The sequence below is a fragment of the Streptomyces sp. NPDC001480 genome (assembly GCF_042894725.1).
In the GTDB taxonomy this organism is placed as follows: domain Bacteria; phylum Actinomycetota; class Actinomycetes; order Streptomycetales; family Streptomycetaceae; genus Streptomyces.
In genome coordinates this window covers 277710-295351 of the sequence record NZ_JBIAVX010000002.1, presented here as the reverse complement: position 1 = coordinate 295351, position 17642 = coordinate 277710, and the positions used below count along the sequence as shown (strand labels likewise).

At 70.7% G+C, this 17642-nt stretch carries 16 protein-coding genes and 1 pseudogene; 13 read left to right on the top strand and 4 right to left on the bottom strand.

The genetic code is table 11. The features are described 5' to 3' along the window. Positions 1–38: 38 nt before the first annotated feature. A complete protein-coding gene (locus tag ACFY01_RS05245) occupies positions 39–848 on the bottom strand; it encodes a calcium-binding protein (RefSeq protein ID WP_390734290.1) in 810 nt (269 codons plus the stop codon). A gap of 137 nt (positions 849–985) precedes the next feature. On the opposite strand from ACFY01_RS05245, the gene ACFY01_RS05240 reads away from it, so the two are divergent. From ACFY01_RS05240 to ACFY01_RS05220, 5 genes are read left to right on the top strand one after another with little or no spacing between them, the layout of a single operon-like run. Then, positions 986–1192 carry a hypothetical protein gene (locus tag ACFY01_RS05240; RefSeq protein ID WP_390734289.1) on the top strand — a complete coding sequence of 69 codons (207 nt, stop codon included), beginning with the start codon at positions 986–988 and terminating at the stop codon, positions 1190–1192. Further along, positions 1189–1278, top strand: coding sequence for a K(+)-transporting ATPase subunit F (kdpF, locus tag ACFY01_RS05235; protein ID WP_037770757.1), 90 nt, complete (start codon positions 1189–1191; stop codon positions 1276–1278). Before ACFY01_RS05240 ends, kdpF begins: the two co-directional genes overlap by 4 nt. Positions 1279–1286: 8 nt before the next feature. Further along, entirely contained in the window at positions 1287–2963 is a 1677-nt protein-coding gene (kdpA, locus tag ACFY01_RS05230; RefSeq protein WP_390734288.1) for a potassium-transporting ATPase subunit KdpA, read from the top strand. A 32-nt stretch (positions 2964–2995) separates the two neighbouring features. Then, positions 2996–5092 (top strand): potassium-transporting ATPase subunit KdpB, encoded by a 2097-nt coding sequence (gene kdpB / locus ACFY01_RS05225; RefSeq protein ID WP_390734662.1) that lies wholly within the window; start codon positions 2996–2998, stop codon positions 5090–5092. Between the two features lie 24 nt (positions 5093–5116). Next, entirely contained in the window at positions 5117–5785 is a 669-nt protein-coding gene (locus tag ACFY01_RS05220) for a potassium-transporting ATPase subunit C (RefSeq protein ID WP_390734287.1), read from the top strand. Here the strand turns inward: ACFY01_RS05220 and ACFY01_RS05215 are convergent. Further along, on the bottom strand, positions 5760–7091 hold the full coding sequence (locus tag ACFY01_RS05215; protein ID WP_390734286.1) for a hypothetical protein: 1332 nt from the start codon (positions 7089–7091) through the stop codon (positions 5760–5762). The genes ACFY01_RS05220 and ACFY01_RS05215 overlap by 26 nt on opposite strands. A 603-nt stretch (positions 7092–7694) precedes the next feature. On the opposite strand from ACFY01_RS05215, the gene ACFY01_RS05210 reads away from it, so the two are divergent. The 5 genes and pseudogenes from ACFY01_RS05210 to ACFY01_RS05190 form a co-directional block, all read left to right on the top strand. Continuing rightward, positions 7695–8630 (top strand): zinc-binding alcohol dehydrogenase family protein, encoded by a 936-nt coding sequence (locus ACFY01_RS05210; protein ID WP_390734285.1) that lies wholly within the window; start codon positions 7695–7697, stop codon positions 8628–8630. 45 nt (positions 8631–8675) lie between these two features. Further along, positions 8676–9479, top strand: coding sequence for an IclR family transcriptional regulator C-terminal domain-containing protein (locus ACFY01_RS05205; RefSeq protein ID WP_390734284.1), 804 nt, complete (start codon positions 8676–8678; stop codon positions 9477–9479). A 53-nt stretch (positions 9480–9532) separates the two neighbouring features. After that, positions 9533–10498 carry a D-2-hydroxyacid dehydrogenase family protein gene (locus ACFY01_RS05200; protein WP_390734283.1) on the top strand — a complete coding sequence of 322 codons (966 nt, stop codon included), beginning with the start codon at positions 9533–9535 and terminating at the stop codon, positions 10496–10498. Positions 10499–10634: 136 nt separating this feature from the next. Continuing rightward, positions 10635–11687: an NAD(+)/NADH kinase gene (locus ACFY01_RS05195; RefSeq protein WP_390734661.1), complete on the top strand. Its 1053-nt coding sequence runs from the start codon at positions 10635–10637 to the stop codon at positions 11685–11687. Positions 11688–11924: 237 nt separating this feature from the next. Next, positions 11925–12362: pseudogene (locus tag ACFY01_RS05190) on the top strand (ATP-binding protein); the annotation flags it as partial. On the opposite strand, the gene ACFY01_RS05185 reads toward ACFY01_RS05190, so the two are convergent. Both ACFY01_RS05185 and ACFY01_RS05180 read right to left on the bottom strand, forming a co-directional pair. Beyond that, a complete protein-coding gene (locus ACFY01_RS05185) occupies positions 12329–13036 on the bottom strand; it encodes an SDR family NAD(P)-dependent oxidoreductase (protein WP_390734282.1) in 708 nt (235 codons plus the stop codon). The pseudogene ACFY01_RS05190 and the gene ACFY01_RS05185 sit on opposite strands and share 34 nt — an antisense overlap. A gap of 81 nt (positions 13037–13117) precedes the next feature. Continuing rightward, a complete protein-coding gene (locus tag ACFY01_RS05180) occupies positions 13118–13777 on the bottom strand; it encodes a YceI family protein (protein WP_390734281.1) in 660 nt (219 codons plus the stop codon). A gap of 372 nt (positions 13778–14149) precedes the next feature. On the opposite strand from ACFY01_RS05180, the gene ACFY01_RS05175 reads away from it, so the two are divergent. The 3 genes from ACFY01_RS05175 (at position 14150) to ACFY01_RS05165 (ending at position 17586) form a co-directional block, all read left to right on the top strand. Beyond that, on the top strand, positions 14150–16234 hold the full coding sequence (locus ACFY01_RS05175) for a molybdopterin cofactor-binding domain-containing protein (protein WP_390734660.1): 2085 nt from the start codon (positions 14150–14152) through the stop codon (positions 16232–16234). A gap of 22 nt (positions 16235–16256) precedes the next feature. Further along, on the top strand, positions 16257–16712 hold the full coding sequence (locus tag ACFY01_RS05170; protein WP_390734280.1) for a (2Fe-2S)-binding protein: 456 nt from the start codon (positions 16257–16259) through the stop codon (positions 16710–16712). 109 nt (positions 16713–16821) lie between these two features. Next, positions 16822–17586 (top strand): intradiol ring-cleavage dioxygenase, encoded by a 765-nt coding sequence (locus ACFY01_RS05165; protein WP_390734279.1) that lies wholly within the window; start codon positions 16822–16824, stop codon positions 17584–17586. The last annotated feature ends 56 nt before the right edge of the window (positions 17587–17642 follow it).

Genomic DNA, 17642 nt, shown 5'->3' with positions numbered 1-17642 from the left:
CCGGCTCGGGGTCACCCCTCTTTCGGGCCCTTGCCGGATCAGGGACGCACATCGACGTAGTCGCCGGTGGCCTTCGCCGGGCCGGTGGTGCTGGTGCCGGGGAAGTTCCACCGCCAGTAGCCGTCCTTGACCGCCTTGACCGTGGTGCGAAGGGTGCCGGTGCCGCTGGTGTTCACCGTGGCCACCGTGGTGTAGGTGCGGCTGTCCTTCGGGCGGAACTGCAGTTTCACGGCTCGGCCCGCGAATCCCGCATACCGGTAGGTGTCCCAGTTGGCCCGCACGAGCTTGCCGGTGACGGTGATACGCGCACCCTTGGCCACCGGTTCCGGTGAGGCGTCGACGGTGAGCCGCGCGGCACGCTTGAGCCCGAACGAACCCACGCCGGGGGCAAAGACGGAACCGCCGTCGTTGGCGTCGACCAAGGCGTCGACCGACCATGTTCCCGCGTTGGCGTTGGCCAGGTCCACCGGGTCGTCGCTGCCCGGAGCAGGGTGAGCGTTGACGGTGAACCCCGTCGTGCACGCCGCCGCGGTCTCGCAGAACGCATCGGTGGTGTAGAAACCGCCGTGCGGCCCCTTCAGATCGACATCGGCGAAGGACAGACCGGAGTCATCCGATCCGGTGACCGTGACCGTGAACCGCACGTTGCGCGTTGTACCTACGATGACGTCATGTCCGGCGTTGACGGTGGCACCGCTGACCACCGGGTCGCCGGCCTCGGGCGCGGCCTCGGCCGAGGCGCCGGCCCCCGCCAGCAGAACGGCGACGGCCCCCACCACGACACCGCGGCTTGTGGCGCGACCGACGGGCTTGCGCCGTATGACATGCGCGGCGGCGAAGCGGCTCATGAATCCTCCCAGGGATGACAGGCCTTGCCGATGTGTGTCACTCCCTACGACTGGCGAACCCGCCCGATCGTTGCCCCGGCCGGGGCGGGAAGACAACCAGCCTGGGGGATCGGCCGTGGCCCGGCCGCTGTGAGCGTATGGGTCCCGTCAAAGCCGTGGGGGCCGCCGTAAGAGAGCCGTCAACGAGGGACCGGATCCGGCCGGCCAGGAGGTTTCCTCTAATCGTCCGATCCGACCGCACCTCACTCCAGGAGTTCGCGATGGCCGATCTGGCCTTCGTCGTCATCACGCTCGCGGGTTTCGCGCTGGTGGCCCTCGTCGCCAAGGGGGTGACGAAGCTGTGACCGTCGAAAACGTCGTCGGCCTGGTCGTGGCCGTCGCCCTGCTGGGCTATCTCGTCCTCGCCCTGATCTTCCCGGAGAGGTTCTGAGAACGACCATGGGTCCCGTACTGGCCGGCGTGCTCCAGCTGCTCGCGCTCATGGGCGCACTGGCGCTCGCCTACATTCCGCTCGGCACCTACATGGCCGGGGTCTACTCCTCGAAGAAGCACCTGCGCGTCGAGAGGTGGATCTACAAGGGCATCGGTGCCAACCCCGAGACGGAGATGACCTGGCTCGCGTACCTGCGCGGTGTCCTCGCCTTCTCGGTGGTCGGCGTCCTCTTCCTCTACCTGCTCCAGCGGCTCCAGGGCGCCCTGCCCGGCTCGCTCGGCTTCGACTCGGTCAACCCGGCGCAGTCGTTCAACACGGCCGTGTCGTTCGTGACCAACACCAACTGGCAGTCGTACTACGGCGAGCAGAGCATGGGCCACGTCGTGCAGAGCGCCGGTCTGGCCGTGCAGAACTTCGTCTCCGCGGCCGTCGGCATGGCCGTCGCCGTGGCGCTGGTGCGCGGCTTCGCCCGCTCGCGCACCGGTCAACTGGGCAACTTCTGGTCCGACCTGGTACGCGGCACCGTCCGCATCCTGGTGCCCGGCGCGGCGATCGCCGCCGTCGTGCTCGTCGCCTGCGGCGCCATCCAGAACTTCTCCGGCATCCATGAGGTCGGCCAGTTTTTCAATGGGCACGGCATGGGCGGGCCGCAGCAGTGGAACGGCGGCGCGGTCGCCTCCCAGGAGGCCATCAAGGAGTTCGGGACGAACGGCGGCGGCTACTTCAACGCCAACTCCGCCCACCCGTTCGAGAACCCGACCCCGTTCACGAACCTCTTCGAGATCTTCCTGCTGCTGGTGATCCCGTTCTCGCTGACCCGCACGTTCGGAGTGATGGTCGGCAACGTGAAGCAGGGCTACGCCATCCTCGCCACGATGTTCACCATCTGGCTGGGCTTCGTGGCCCTGATGATGTGGACCGAGTTCGCCCACCACGGCGCGGCGCTCCAGGCGGCCGACGGGGCCCTGGAGGGCAAGGAGGTCCGTTTTGGAGTCGGCTCCTCGTCGATCTTCGCGGTCTCCACGACCCTGACCTCGACCGGCGCGGTGGATTCCTTCCACTCCTCCTTCACCGGCCTCGGCGGCGGCATCACCATGCTCGGCATGATGCTGGGCGAGATCGCGCCCGGTGGCACGGGCTCCGGCCTGTACGGCATCCTGATCATGGCGGTGATAGCGGTGTTCATCGCGGGCCTGATGGTCGGCCGTACGCCCGAGTACCTGGGCAAGAAGATCGGCGGCCGCGAGATGAAGCTCGCCGCCTGCTACATCCTGATCACCCCCGCCCTGGTGCTGGTGTTCACCGCGGCCTCGATGGCGCTGCCCACGCCGCCGCACTCGATGCTCAACCCCGGTGCGCACGGCTTCTCCGAGGTGCTGTACGCCTTCACGTCGGCGTCGAACAACAACGGCTCCGCCTTCGCCGGCCTGAACGCCAACACCGACTGGTACAACACCATGACCGGACTCGCGATGCTGCTCGGCCGCTTCCTGCCCATGGTGTTCGTCCTGGCACTGGCCGGCTCGCTCGCCGAGCAGAAGCCGGTGCCGGTCACCGCGGGCACCCTGCGCACCGAGAAGCCGCTGTTCACCGGTCTGCTGGTGGGCGCGATCCTGATCATCACCGGTCTCACCTACTTCCCCGCCCTCGCACTGGGCCCGCTCGCCGAGGGGCTGGCGTGATGACCGCTGACACGAAGAAGCAAGAGGACCCGATGTCCACAGCCACCCCGACCCGGGCGCCGCACAGCGGCGTCCCCACCGGTCACAGGCCCGCCGAGGGACGTGTCGGCGCGGGCCTGTTCGACCCCAGGCAGCTCGTCGAGTCGCTCCCGGACGCCTTTCGCAAGCTCGATCCGCGGGTGATGGTGAAGTCCCCCGTGATGTTCGTGGTGTGGATCGGCTCGGTGCTGACCACCGTGTTCTCCTTCAAGGACCCGGGTGACTGGTTCGGCTGGGCGATCAGCGCCTGGCTGTGGCTGACCGTGGTCTTCGCCAACCTGGCGGAGGCGGTCGCCGAGGGCCGCGGCAAGGCGCAGGCCGACACCCTGCGCAAGGCCAAGACCGACACGGTCGCCCGCCGGCTCGGGGGCGACGGCGAGGAACACGTGCCCGGCACCGGGCTGAGGATCGGTGACCTGGTGGTCTGCGAGGCCGGTGACGTCATCCCCGGCGACGGTGACGTCGTCGAGGGCGTGGCCAGCGTCGACGAGTCGGCGATCACCGGCGAGTCCGCCCCCGTCATCCGCGAGTCCGGCGGTGACCGGTCCGCGGTGACCGGGGGTACCAAGGTGCTGTCCGACCGGATCGTCATCAAGATCACCACAAGGCCAGGCGAGACCTTCATCGACCGGATGATCAACCTGGTCGAGGGCGCCGCCCGGCAGAAGACGCCGAACGAGATCGCCCTGAACATCCTGCTTGCGTCCCTGACCATCGTGTTCCTGCTGGCCTGCGCCACGCTGCCGCCGTTCGCCGACTACGCGGGCACGCACCTGACGATGGTCGTGCTGGTGGCCCTGCTGGTCTGCCTGATCCCGACCACCATCGGCGCCCTGCTCTCCGCGATCGGCATCGCGGGCATGGACCGTCTGGTCCAGCGCAACGTCCTGGCCATGTCCGGCCGGGCCGTGGAAGCCGCCGGCGACGTCTCCACGCTGCTGCTCGACAAGACCGGCACCATCACGCTCGGCAACCGCCGGGCCGCCGAGTTCCTGGCGGTGCACGGCACCACCGAGGCTGAGGTCGCCGACGCCGCCCAGCTGTCCTCGCTGGCCGACGAGACCCCCGAGGGCCGTTCCGTCGTCGTACTGGCGAAGGACGAGTACGGGCTGCGCGAACGCCACCAGGGCGAGCTGGCCCACGCCGAGTGGATCGCCTTCACCGCCCAGACCCGTATGTCGGGTGTGGACGTCGACGGCAGGAGGATCCGCAAGGGCGCGGCCGGCTCCGTCATCGCCTGGGTCAAGGAGCGGGGCGGCAGGGTCGCCGAGGACGCGGACCGGCTCGCCGCCCGCATCTCCGAGGCGGGCGGCACCCCGCTCCTCGTCGCCGTCGAGGACGCCGACGGCGCCCGGATCCTGGGTGTCATCCACCTCAAGGACGTCGTCAAGGACGGCATGCGGGAGCGGTTCGAGGAACTGCGGCACATGGGCATCAGGACGGTCATGATCACGGGAGACAACCCGCTGACCGCCAAGGCGATCGCCGAGGAGGCGGGCGTCGACGACTTCCTCGCCGAGGCCACCCCCGAGGACAAGATGGCCCTCATCAAACGGGAGCAGGCCGGCGGCAAGCTCGTGGCGATGACCGGTGACGGCACCAACGACGCACCCGCGCTCGCCCAGGCGGACGTCGGCGTGGCGATGAACACCGGTACGTCGGCCGCCAAGGAGGCCGGCAACATGGTCGACCTCGACTCCGACCCGACCAAGCTCATCGAGATCGTCGAGATCGGCAAGCAACTCCTCATCACGCGCGGCGCGTTGACCACGTTCTCCATCGCCAACGACGTCGCGAAGTACTTCGCGATCATCCCGGCGCTGTTCGCGGCGGTCTACCCGGGCCTGGACAAGCTGAACATCATGCAGCTGTCCTCGCCCGACTCCGCGATCCTGTCGGCCGTCGTGTTCAACGCGCTGATCATCATCGCGCTGGTGCCGCTGTCGCTGAAGGGCGTGCGGTACCGGCCGATGAGCGCTGACCGGATGCTGCGCCGCAACCTCGGGATCTACGGCATCGGCGGTCTGATCGCCCCGTTCGTCGGCATCAAGATAATCGACCTGCTCATCTCTCTCATCCCCGGGCTGTAACTCCTCAAAAGCATGGTGAAGGACATGAACAACTCCTTTCTGAACACCGCCCGGTTGCTGGGAGCGGGCCTGCGCGCCCTGCTCGTGCTGACGCTGGTGACCGGTGTCGTCTACCCGCTGGTCGTCACCGGCGTCGCCCAGGGACTGTTCCCCGGCAGGGCGAACGGCTCGCAGATCGAGGCGGACGGCAAGGTCGTCGGCTCGTCCCTGATAGGGCAGCAGTACAACCTGCCGCTGAAGAAGGGCCAGAAGACCCCGGACCCCGACCTGAAGTGGTTCCAGGGCCGCCCGGCGAACGGTCTCGGCGCCAACAGCGTCAACACGCGGTACAAGCTGCTGCTGTCCGGTGCCACCAACCTGTCCGCCGACAACAAGGACCTGGTCAAGCAGGTCGAGGACGCCAAGGCCGCCGTCGTGAAGGACAACTCGGTGCCCGGCTACACCGTTGAGCGGTCGGATGTCCCCGCGGACGCGGTCACCTCGTCGGGCTCCGGCCTGGACCCGGACATCTCCCCGGCCTATGCCGAACTCCAGACGCACCGGGTCGCCGAGAGGAACGGCCTGCCCGTCGCCCAGGTGGAGAAACTCGTCAAGGACCACACCGAGGGCCGCACGCTGGGCTTCATGGGCGAGCCCCGCGTGAACGTCCTCGAACTCAACATCGCGCTCAAAGCCCTCGCGGCCGAGCAGTGACGGCCGAAGGGTGAACCACCATCGGCCGCGCACCGCCATGGAGGCTCCCGCGTGCCAGCGCCCGGATGATGCGACAGTCCGCCTCGACGGCCTCCGGATCGTCGCCGCTGAGAACGATCTCGGCGCACTGGGTCATACCGGTGACCGGGGCCTGCCCCAGGAGGTCCGCGCTGACCGAGTCCACCGTCGGCAGTCGGCGCACGATGCGCCCGAGGTGTGGATCGACGGCGTCGCCGCCGCGTCGGTGCAGGTGGAACCGGACGACCCGGTGGCCGGCTGGGCCGGGAACGGACCGAGCGGGCAGAGGCGGGCCCCAGGCGTCCAGTACGCCAAGTACGTCCGTCAGACGGTCGTAGCCGGTCGCCCCGCGCAGTGCCTCGTCGGCCAGCGAGATCCCCGGCACCGCCAGCGCCGAGACGAGGAGTGGGCCCCGGCTGTCATCGTGGGCGACGCGCGCGGTGACCGGACCGCGCATCACGCCCAGGGCGTCGAGCACGCGCCGCATGTACGCCGACAGGACCCGCGTCAGCGGTTCGTGATGGAGCAGCAGGTCGGTACGGACCACGGCCCGGTCGCGGGAGCGCGTCTCGGCCCACACGTCGGTGACGACATGCTCCGTCCGCCCGTCCGCACCGGGGCGGCTGACGCTGTTGACGACGAACTGCGGGGCGGGCAGCCGCTCGGTGAGAACCAGGTGCGCGTCACCGGAGTACCGGGCGGCCGCTCGTTCCACGGCGGGCCAGGCGTTGCCGATCCGCCTCGTTCCGTCGCGGTCGACCGGCTGGACCGGGACCTCGGCCGCAGCAGGGGCCGGCAGGCAGCCGGGCAGACGGCAGGCCTCGGCCCAGGCCAGGGCCTCGGCCGGGTGCGCGCTGCGGATGCCGCGTGGTGCCGGTATGCCGGCTCGCGCCAGGGCGGCCGCCTGGAGGCCACGGTCGTAGCGCAACGGCGACGTCTCAGGATCGCCTTGGGGCAGACCCAGGTGCCAGGCGATCCGTTCCGCCAGTCCTACGCCCGCCGCACTTCCGGCGACGACGGCCGTCACGCCCAGTCCCCGCAGCACCTTGACCGTCTGCCGCAGGGATCCGCGATGCTCCACGGAGTCCGTGCAGGCGCCTGCACGGCGTGCCGGTACGGGCGTCGGGGGCCGGCGGTCGGCGCCCGGTTCGACGGCCACGGTTCGCCGGCCCTGGCGCGCGCAGGCCTCCGCGAGGACGGAGCTGCCACAGGGGGCGACGATCGCCACGGTTCCGGCGAAGGCATCGAACGGGGGCGCGACGACGGGTGCGGCGGAGGCGGTGGCCATGGAAGCGGGCTCCAGGACGATGCGTGGGGGTGATGGGCGGTCGTGTGGCCGGGCGTCGACCGTCTACGAGGACCAGATGCGCGCGGCCCCGGGCCAGTCGGCCTCGGTCGCGGCCGGGTCGGCGGGCGCTCTCGTGACGGACGGAACCGCGGGCGCGGGCACGGCTGCCTCCGGTAACGGTGGCACGTCACGGCCCGAGGGCCGTCGGCAGGGAGACGGCACCGGAAGCACCGCGGAAGGTGCTGTGGCGACGGACTGGCTTCGCGAGCAGCGACGTCGAGGAGAAGGGGGAAGGGGCACAGCAGCCTCCTGCATGAGGCTGACGCCCCGTAGCGGCCTGGTCTGCGGGAAGTGGCTGGCAGAGCGAGGGGCATCACTATGTCTCTGCCGAAAGGGCAAATGCAACCTGCGGATTCCCTTTCTCATCTCGCGAGAAGTTCGAGATTAAATCTTCTCGCCGGGTGAGAAATGGGCGGCCATTTCTCGTCTCGTGAGAAAGCTGTACAGGCCAGATGCCCAGGTGGGGGACGTCGCGTGGATGCCCTAGCCTGTCGTGGTACGCATCCGCCCCGCGTCGATTGGAGTACTGTGCGCGCCATTGTCATGAGGGAATTCGGCGGTCCTGAGGTTTTGCGACTGGAAGAGGTTCCCGACCCCGAGCCCGCGCGCGGACAGACCTTGCTCGACGTGAGGCTGGCGGGTGTCAACTACGCGGACGTCCATGTCCGCGGAAACACCTACCTCGCCCCGGTCGAGCTGCCCTACATCCCCGGCAACGAGGTCGTCGGTACCACCGTGGACGGCAGGCGCGTCGTGGCGCTGACGCAGGGCGGCGGCTACGCGCAGAAGGTGGCCGCCCACCGCAGACTGCAATGGGAGATCCCCGACGAGGTCACCGACGAACAGGCGGTGTCGCTGGCGCTCCAGGGGAACAGTGCCTACCACCTCCTCTTCACCGTCGCCCAGATCGTCAAGGGACAGACGGTCGTCATCCCCGCCGCGGCCGGCGGCGTCGGCTCGCTGGCCGTTCAGCTGGCGCACCGGGCGGGCGCCAGGGTCGTCGCCCTCGCCGGCACGGGCGAGAAGCGCCGGCTGGCCCTGGAACTCGGGGCGGACGCGGCCGTCGACTCCTGCGAGGAGGACGGCCTGACGGAGCGGATCCTCGAGGCGGCCGGAGGCCCCGTGCACGCCGCGTTGGAGATGACCGGCGGCAGGACACTGAGGCAGACCCTCGACGCGGTCGGCCCGCGCGGCAGGCTCGTCGTGTACGGCTTCGCCGGCGGGCAACTCGCCGACGTCCCCGTGCACAAGCTGCTCCAGAAGTCCGTCACCGTCGCCGGCTTCTGGCTCCCGCACCTCTACACCGACCGGACGCTCCCGCTGGCGGCGTCCATGCGACAGCTCTTCGACGCCGTCGGCAACGGCACGCTCCGGATCGTCACCGGCGGGACCTACCCCCTCGCCGACGCGGCCAAGGTGCACCACGTGCTCAACAGCCGAACGGGGACAGGCAAGTTCAGTCTCGATACCTCCGAGTAATAATCTTGTGCCATGCCGCGCGGGCACAGTGAAGGGGTACGGCTGATGAGTGGACAGCGGGGAACCGGGACCAGCTACGCCGAACGCTTCATGCGGGTGCAGCAGGCGTTCATCACGCTGGGCCCCGGCGCCCACCGGCTGTCCGAGATCGCCAAAGCCGCGGATCTCGACGACTCCACCACCGGCCGCATGCTCACCGCCGGAACCTACAACAGCACCTTCGTCCGGATCGACCGCGGCCTGTACCAACTCGGCAGCACGGTCGCCGACCTGGGGCTCCACGCACTGTCCGAGGACAAGCTCTCCGGCAGCGAGGCCACACACGTGCTGCAAGGCCTGCGCCGGGCGACCGACAGCGGTCTGGTCTTCCTGTACATGCGGGCCCCGTTCGGCATAGCGGGCAGGCAGTGCCTCGACATGGCGGTGGGGGACTCCGATCTCGTCGAGCTCGGAATGACGCCGCGTGACGTCCTGTCGGTCACACGGTCGCTGCGCACCGGCGCCTCGGGCCGGACGATCCTCGCCTACCTGCCCGAGCAGATCCAGCAGCGGGTAGCCGCCGATCCGGTCCCCGAGGAAGCCGGTCCCGGTGTCATCCAAGACGGCGGTGAGCTGCTCGCCTCCTTGGCCGACATCCGTGACCAGGGCTACGCGCTGGGGCACCAGGAGTGCATGGCGAAGTGGAACTCCGTCGCCGCACCCGTCATCTGGGACGGTGCGATCTGGGGGGCGGTGCTACTGCTCAAGCCCATGGATGTCATGCCGGAGGCGCCCCACCACTACATCTACGCCACCATCACGGCGGCCGCCCGTCTCAGCCAGCTCGGCGGAGCCTGGCCGGCCGACTGACCGGACCGGGTCGATGCGCTCCACGAAGAAGAGAGGAAAGGAAGAGTGCCCGCATGACCCTCCACTGCGCCGTGCTGGACGACTACCAGGGCGCCGCCCTGCACCTGGCGGACTGGAGCCCCCTCGCCGGCCAGGTCGAGGTACGCGCGCTCCGCGAACACCTCACCGACCGGGACGCACTCGTGGCAGAGCTCGCCGACTGCGAGATCATCGTGGCCATGCGGGAGCGGACCCCCTTCGACGCCGAGCTCCTGCGCCGGCTGCCCCGGCTGCGCCTGCTGGTGACCACCGGCATGCGCAACGCCTCCATCGACCTCGCGACGGCGGCGGCCCAGGGCGTGACCGTCTGCGGTACGGCCAGCAGCTCCACCCCGCCCGTCGAACTGACCTGGGCGCTCATCCTCGGCCTCGCCCGGCACGTCACCGCCGAGAACCGGGCCCTGCGCGAAGGCGGCCCCTGGCAGTCCACCGTCGGTCAGGACCTGCACGGCCGGACCCTGGGCCTGCTCGGACTCGGGAAGATCGGTACCCGGGTCGCCCGCGTCGCCACCGGCTTCGGCATGGACGTCCTCGCCTGGAGCGAGAACCTCACCGCCGAGCGAGCGGCCGATGCCGGAGCCCGGCTCGCCACCGGCAAGAAGGACCTGCTCAGCCGCAGCGACTTCGTCTCCGTCCACCTCGTCCTCTCCGACCGCACCCGGGGCCTGCTCGGCGAGGCGGAACTGCGCGCCATGCGTCCGCACGCCTACCTGGTCAACACCTCCCGCGCCGCCATCGTCGACGGCGGCGCACTCCTGCGCGCCCTGCGGGACGGCTGGATCGCCGGGGCGGGGCTCGACGTCTTCGAGACCGAGCCGCTCCCCGCCGACGACCCCCTGCGCTCCCTGCCGAACGTGCTCGCCACCCCGCACCTCGGCTACGTCAGCGAGGAGAACTACCGCACCTTCTACACGCAGGCGGTGGAGGACATCACCGCCTTCCTCGCCGGTGCCCCCGTCCGGGCGCTGACGGGCGGCTGAGCGGCGGATCGCGTCGAGCGCCGTGAACCGGACCGTCTTCGCGATGCGCTCAGTGGACCCGGCGGTGTGGCAGGCGGCGTCGGTGGGTTACTCGGGGTGCATCGGTGACCGGTGGCGAGGTGACGCGGAGGCGGACGTGACGGTGAGCCGGCTGGGACTGGTCGTGCACGGTGGGCGCGCGGAAGCCGCGGAGGCCGCCCGTGCCGTACGGGAGTGGTGTGCCGAGCACGCCGTGCCGTGCACGGACATCGATGTGTGGGGGGACGGCGTGCGGCGCAGCGCGGGGGAGGAGGTGGAGGCCGCCGGTGATCCCGACCTCATCGTCACGCTGGGAGGCGACGGCACCTTCCTGCGCGGCGCACGGCTGGCCGCCGAGCACGACGCCCTGGTCCTCGGCGTCGACCTGGGACGGGTGGGCTTCCTGACGGAGGTGCCCGTCGCCGAGGTGCGCGAGGCACTGGACGCCGTACGGGACGATCGGGTGACCGTGGAGCACCGCCTGCTGCTGACCATGCGCGCCTCGTGCCGGCTGCGGGTGCCGTCGGACATGGAAGCGCTGCTGCGGTACGGCCGCGGGCCGCTCCTGCCGCCTCCCGGGGTGCGCACCGACTGCGAGATCGGCGACGAGTGGGGCGTCCCGCTGAACGTCTTCGCGCTGAACGACATCGTCCTGGAGAAGCTGTCGAGGGACCGCCAGGTGTCGGTCGGGGTGTACGTCGCGGGCCGGCTGCTGGCGTCCTACTCCGCCGACGCCCTGATGGTGGCCACCCCGACGGGCTCGACCGCCTACAGCTTCGCCGCCGGCGGCCCCGTCGTCTCGCCGCGGGCCGAGGCGCTGGTGTTCACGCCGGTCGCCCCGCACATGGCGTTCAACCGGTCGGTCGTGACCGCCCCGGACGAGCCTGTGGGGCTGCGCGTGCTCGAACGGTCGGGTCAGGCCGCGGTCAGCGTCGACGGCCAGCTGCGCGGCGTGCTCGACCCGGGCGACTGGATCGGCGTGTACGCGGCGCCACGCCGGCTGCGGGCGGTCCGGCTGGGGCCGACGGACTTCTACGGCCGTCTGCGGGAGCGGATGAACCTGACCGACGCCCCGGCGGCGGTGGCCGACGGGACAGCCGCCCCGCTGTGGTCGGTGACGACCCCGCCGCCCGGGGACCTCGCCCACCTCACGCTGCTCAGGGAGCCCTGACGACCTACTGTTGATGTCAGCAGACTCGGCACGGACCGGGGAGGCGAGGTGACGGCCGGTATCGCCGGGCGCGGGAGTCGCGCCCAAGCACCGGAGTCCGTACGCCTGCGACTGCTGGAGACCGCGGCCGGGGACCAGCCGGACTCGCTCGCCCTGCCGCTCGCCCTGCCGCTCGCGCTCCAGCAGGCGGTCGCCGGTCTGCACGGGCTGGCCGGCCTGCTGCACCACCGCGACCCCCGCGCCACGGCTCCCGGTGACGTCGCCTCGTGCAGCCTGCCGGACGAGCCCAGGGCGGCCGGACAGGCCCGCGAGTTCGTCCGCCACCGGCTGGCGGCGTGGGGCCTCGAAGAGCTCGAGATGACCACCGAGCTGCTGGTCAGCGAGCTGGTCGGCAACGTCGTCCGGCATGCCAGGGGGCCCGTCCGGCTGCGGCTGCTGCGCAGCCGGTCACTGATCTGCGAGGTGTACGACGGCAGCCTCACCACCCCGCGCATCCGGCGCGCCGGCTACACGGACGAGGGCGGCCGGGGCCTGCACCTGGTCGCCGCCCTGTCACGGCGCTGGGGTACGCGCTTCCTCGGTGACGGCAAGTGCATCTGGACCGAGCAGGACCTTCCGCCGGTGAGCCGCGCCGGTACGGATCACCAGGGAAGGGCGCCTTCGGCGTCGAAGTAGCCCCCGGTGGGCCCGTCGGGGCCCACCTGCGCCATGCGCACGATGATCTCGGCGCCCTGCTCGACGGTCTGGATGCCGGTGTTGCCGTTCAGGTCGGTCTTGGTGAAGCCGGGCTCCACCGCGTTGATCCGCATGCGGGGGAACGCCTTCGCGTACTGCACCGTGATCATGTTGACGGCGGTCTTCGACGCCGGGTAGGCGACGCCCGGGTAGGCGTACGTCGGGGTGCCGGCGTCGGTGACCCGGGTCAGGGAGGCCAGCCCGCTGCTGAGGTTGACCACCACGGGGGCGGCCGAACGCTCCAGGAGCGGGAGGAAGGCGTGGAGGACGCGCACCGTGCCGAAGACATTGGTCTCGAACGTGTTCCGCATGATGTCGGCCGTGACGTCCGCGGCGCCGATCACGGCGTTGCCGTCGGCCCGTTCCTCGACGCCGGCGTTGTTGATCAGTACGTCCAGCCCTCCGTCGGCCTCGATGGCCCGCACGGCGGCCGCCACGGACGCGTCGTCGGTGACGTCCAGCCGGACCGTCCGCGCCCCCAGTTGCTCGGCGGCCCGGCGGCCGCGTTCGGCGTCGCGGCTGCCGATGTAGACGGTGTGGCCCGCGTCGACGAGGCGGCGGGCGGTCTCGAAGCCGAGACCCTTGTTCGCTCCGGTGATCAGTGTCGTGGTCATGCGACCACTGTGCGAGCGGGCGGTGCGGACAGCCAGTGCCCCCGGGTTCCTGGTAGTACCGGGACCAGGAACGCCGGTCGGTCAGCCCATGGGTGTGGCGCGGATGGCGGCGATGTCGAACTGGAGGCGCACCTTCTCACTCACCATGGCGCCGCCCTCGGCGAGCCGGGCGTTGTACGTCAGGCCCCAGTCGGAGCGGTCGATGGTGGTGGTGCCGTCGAATCCGGCCCGCTCATAGCCGAAGGGGTCGGTGACGTGTCCTATGTAGGTGAGCTCCAGGACGACGGGACGGGTGACGTCCTTGATGGTGAGATCCCCGGTCATGCGGTAGACGTCGGGGCTCGCGAGTTGCACGGCGGTACTGGTGAAACGCATACGGGGATAAGCCGCGGAGTCCAGGAAGTCACGGCCGGCCAGGTGGGCGTCACGCTGTTCCACGCCGGTGTCGACACTCGCGGTGGACAATGTGATCTCCGCCCGCGAGCGAGCGGGATTGCGCCCGTCGAAGTAGAGCCGGCTCTGGTACTCGGTGAATGCCCCGCGCACCGTTGTCACCATGGCATGCCGGACGGAGAAGCCGATCCTGCTGTGCGCCGGGTCGATCATCCATTCTCCGGTCAGCGCCGCAAGGGCGGGATCGGGAACGGCGCCAGAGGCCAAGTCAGCCGGATCTGCGGTGAGTTGGGCGGTCGTGCCGGATGCCGAGCGGCGGAGTGACGGACCGCGGTGGAACAGGTTCATGATTCACGTAGTTACTGCACGTCGGATTCCGCCGCAAGCCTTCTCTGTGAACAGCGGTGGCGCGAAACGGTACCGACATGCTTATACGCCACCACTTCACGCCCGGTGACTACGATATCCACACATGCTCGCCACCGAATCGTCAACGAGCGGGCGAAGTGAATTTCCCGCATTTCATCGGTGACGCCTTTTCAGGCGCCTTTGTCGGCTTCGGGACCGGGAAGGCGCCGCGCGGAAGTCCCAAGTGGCGGTCATACACAGGCAACCTCCGGGCAAGCTGACGCCTCCTAGGAGTCGGCACACGCAGCCGGAGCGACCCGGCAACCCCGTAAGGAGCGTCTGTTGGCCCGTCAGCTGTCCCGTCGCAGATTCATGGTCTACTCCCTCGCGGCGTCCACCCTGACCGTCGCGGCCCCCCTCGGCTGCGACGCGTCCCCCGCGGAGGGCGCGGAGACCACCCGTGAGCGGTCCGACGTCCTGGTGACCGGCACGGACGAGGAGATGCTGGTCCTCGAGGTCACGGAGGCGAACAAGGTCGTCGTACGGCTGCCGCGCGTCGAGGTCGGCCAGGGCGTCACCACCGCGGTCGCCATGATGATCGCCGAGGAGCTGGACGCCCGGCTCGCCGACGTCGACATCCCGCTCGCCGAGGCCCGCGCCAAGGGCAACCAGTACACCGGCGGCTCCAGTTCGGTCAGTTCGCTGTACGGCCCGGCCCGTGCGCTGGCCGCCCTGGCGCGCGCCAAGCTGGTGACCGCCGCGGCCAGGCGGTGGCGGCTCCCCGCGTGGTCCCTGCGCACCCGGGACACGCAGGTGATCGCGCCGGACGGACGTTCGGCCACCTTCGGCTCGCTGACCGAGAGCGCCGCGCGGGTCCGCCGTCCGGCCGTGTCGAGCAAGCCCAAGCCGGCCTCCCGGCACCGGGTGATCGGCCGGCCGACGAACCGGATCGATGCCCGGGACATCGTCACCGGCAAGGCGAAGTACACCGGAGACCTCACGGTGGCCGGAGCGAAGCCGACCGTGGTGGCCAGGCCACCCACGCTCGGCGGCAAGGTCGTGTCCGTCGACGACCGGGCCGCGCGGGCGATGCCGGGGGTCCACGCCGTCGTCAGGATCGCCGGCGGGGTCGCCGTGGTGGCCGAGTCCTTCCACCACGCCTTCAAGGCCAGGGACGCCCTCCACATCACCTGGGCGCCCGGCCCCCTCGCCTCGCTGTCCGACGCCGCCATCCGCTCGCGGCTGCGGGCAGCCGTGCCCCGCATGGGTACTCCGCCGCGTGGATCGGAACAGGTCGAGGGCGAGTTCGAGTTCGCCTTCGTCAGCCATGCGCCCATGGAGGTGCTGACCGCGGTGGCGGACGTGCGTGCCGGGCATGCCGAGATCTGGTTCTCCTCCCAGACACCGATGGACGCGCGCGACAGCATCGCCTCGGCGGTCGGGCTGCCCGCGTCGAAGGTGCGGGTCCATGTCATCCGCGGCGGCGGTTCGTTCGGGCGGCGGCTGAACTACGACGCCGCGATCGAGGCGGCCCTCGTCTCCAAGGCGGCACGCCGGCCGGTGAAGCTGATGTGGAGCCGCGCCGACGACACCCGGCACGGCAGGATGCGCCCGGCCGACCACCATCGGATCCGGGTCAGCCACGCCGGGGGCAGGGTGGTGGCCTTCACCCGCGTGACGGCCTCGGTGAGCGAGTCGTACGAGGGCAAGGGGCTGTCCGCCAAGGGCGGGATCGTCCGGGCCGGGGCGCGTGCCGCCGGTCCGCTGCCCAGCGAGAGCGGCCTGTACGACTTCGGCCGGGTCTCCGGTGACTCGGGCTCCGTCGAGCTGGCGATGCCGCTCGGCGCCTGGCGGTCGGTGGACTCCGGGACGACGCGCGCCGCGGAGGAGGTCATGGTCGACGAGGTCGCCGCGCGCCTCGGCGTGGACCCGGTCGCCTTCCGGCGCACCACACTCCGGAACAAGGCCGTCAAGGCCGTACTCGAAAAGGTCGCGGCCGCCGGGGACTGGGGCCGGACCATGCCGGCCGGCCAGGCGCAGGGCGTCGCCGTGCACGAGGAGTACGGCTCGTGCGTCGCCTGCCTGACCGAGATCGACGCCGGCGACCCGAAGAACCCCCGGGTGACCAAGGTGGTGATGGCCGCCGACGTCGGAACGGCCGTCAACCCGCGCGGACTTGAGGCCCAGCTGATGGGCACCGCGATCGACGGCATCTCCACCGTCCTCCAGGCAGGCCTCCACATCGACCGGGGCGCCGTCCGCGAGAGCAGCTACGCCGACTTCCACTACGCCCGCCAGCGGCACGCCCCGCTGCACTTCGAGGCGCACATCATGCCCTCCGGCCGGGAGCCGGGCGGGGCGGGCGAACTCGGTGTGCCGGCCGCGGCCGGTGCCGTCGCCAACGCCTACGCCAGGGCCACCGGTACCAAGCCCCGTCGCTTCCCCCTCACTTTCTGACTCGTCTTCTGAAAGAGTGCCGATGCCGTCCTACTCCTTCGTCCTCAACGGCAAGCCGGTCACCGTCGAGGCCCCTGCCGACATGCCGCTGCTGTGGGTCCTGCGGGACCTGCTGCACGTCACCGGACCCAAGTACGGCTGCGGCGTGGGCGTCTGCCGTGCCTGTACCAGTCACCTCGACGGCGCGGAGGTCCAGCCCTGCGTCGTGCCGGTCGCCGACTGCGCGGAGCGCGAGGTCACCACCATCGAGGGCCTGGCCGACGGCGACACCCTGCACCCCGTGCAGCAGGCCTGGCTCGACTGCGACGTCGCCCAGTGCGGCTTCTGCCAGCCCGGCCAGATCATGGCTGCGGCGGCCCTGCTGAAGAAGACCGCCCACCCGACCGACGCCGACATCGACCGGATCGAGAACGTGTGCCGCTGCGGTACGTACTCCCGGATCCGCGAAGCGATCAAGAAGGCCGCGACGAACGGGTGACGGCCGCGGGGCCCGGGGCAGCGGCCGTCGTGGGGGAGTTTCGTGACGCACCCGATTCGTGGGTCGTCCGACCGATCCCGCGGAGCGCCCAACGCGTCATCGTCTCAGCATGACTGACACCCCCCACCACAACCGGCGATCCGTCATCGCCACCCTGGGCGGCGCGACCCTCGGCGTGGCCGGCCTCGGGCTCACGGCCGCGCAGGCGGGCGCGGCCACCGACCGGAACACCGCCACGCGGTCGCCGGCCCGGTCGGCGGCCGCCGCCTGCGTCCTCACGCCCGAGCAGACCGAAGGGCCGTACTACCTGGACCTGGAGACGGTCCGCAAGGACATCACCGAGGGCAGGGCAGGCGTGCCGCTGACGCTGCGCGTCACCGTGGTCGACAGCACGACCTGCGCCCCGCTGCCCGGTACCGCGGTAGACATCTGGCACTGCGACGCCCTCGGGGTCTACTCCGGCTACGTCGCGGGCGGCTCCACCCCGGACACGACCTTCCTGCGCGGCGTCCAGCTGACCGACTCCGGCGGCGTCGCGGAGTTCACCACGATCTACCCCGGCTGGTACGTGGGCCGGGCCCTCCACATCCACGTCAAGACGCACGCCGGCGGCACGGTGTCCAACGGGACGTACCACGGGGGCCACGTCTCCCACACCGGCCAGCTCTACTTCCCGGAGACGTACAACACCAGGGTCGCCGCCCGGGCCCCCTACCGGAACAACACGGCCACCCGCACGCTCAACGCCAGGGACGGCATCTACCGCAACGGCGGGTCCTCGACCCTGCTGACCGTCACCCCGGCCGGCAGCGACCTCGGGAAAGGGGTGACCGGCACCGTCGTGCTGGGTGTCGACCCCGCCGCGACGCCCTGACCACGCGCCGGAGCGGAAGGTGAGGGTTTCGCTCCGGGCACGCGCGGCCAGGAATC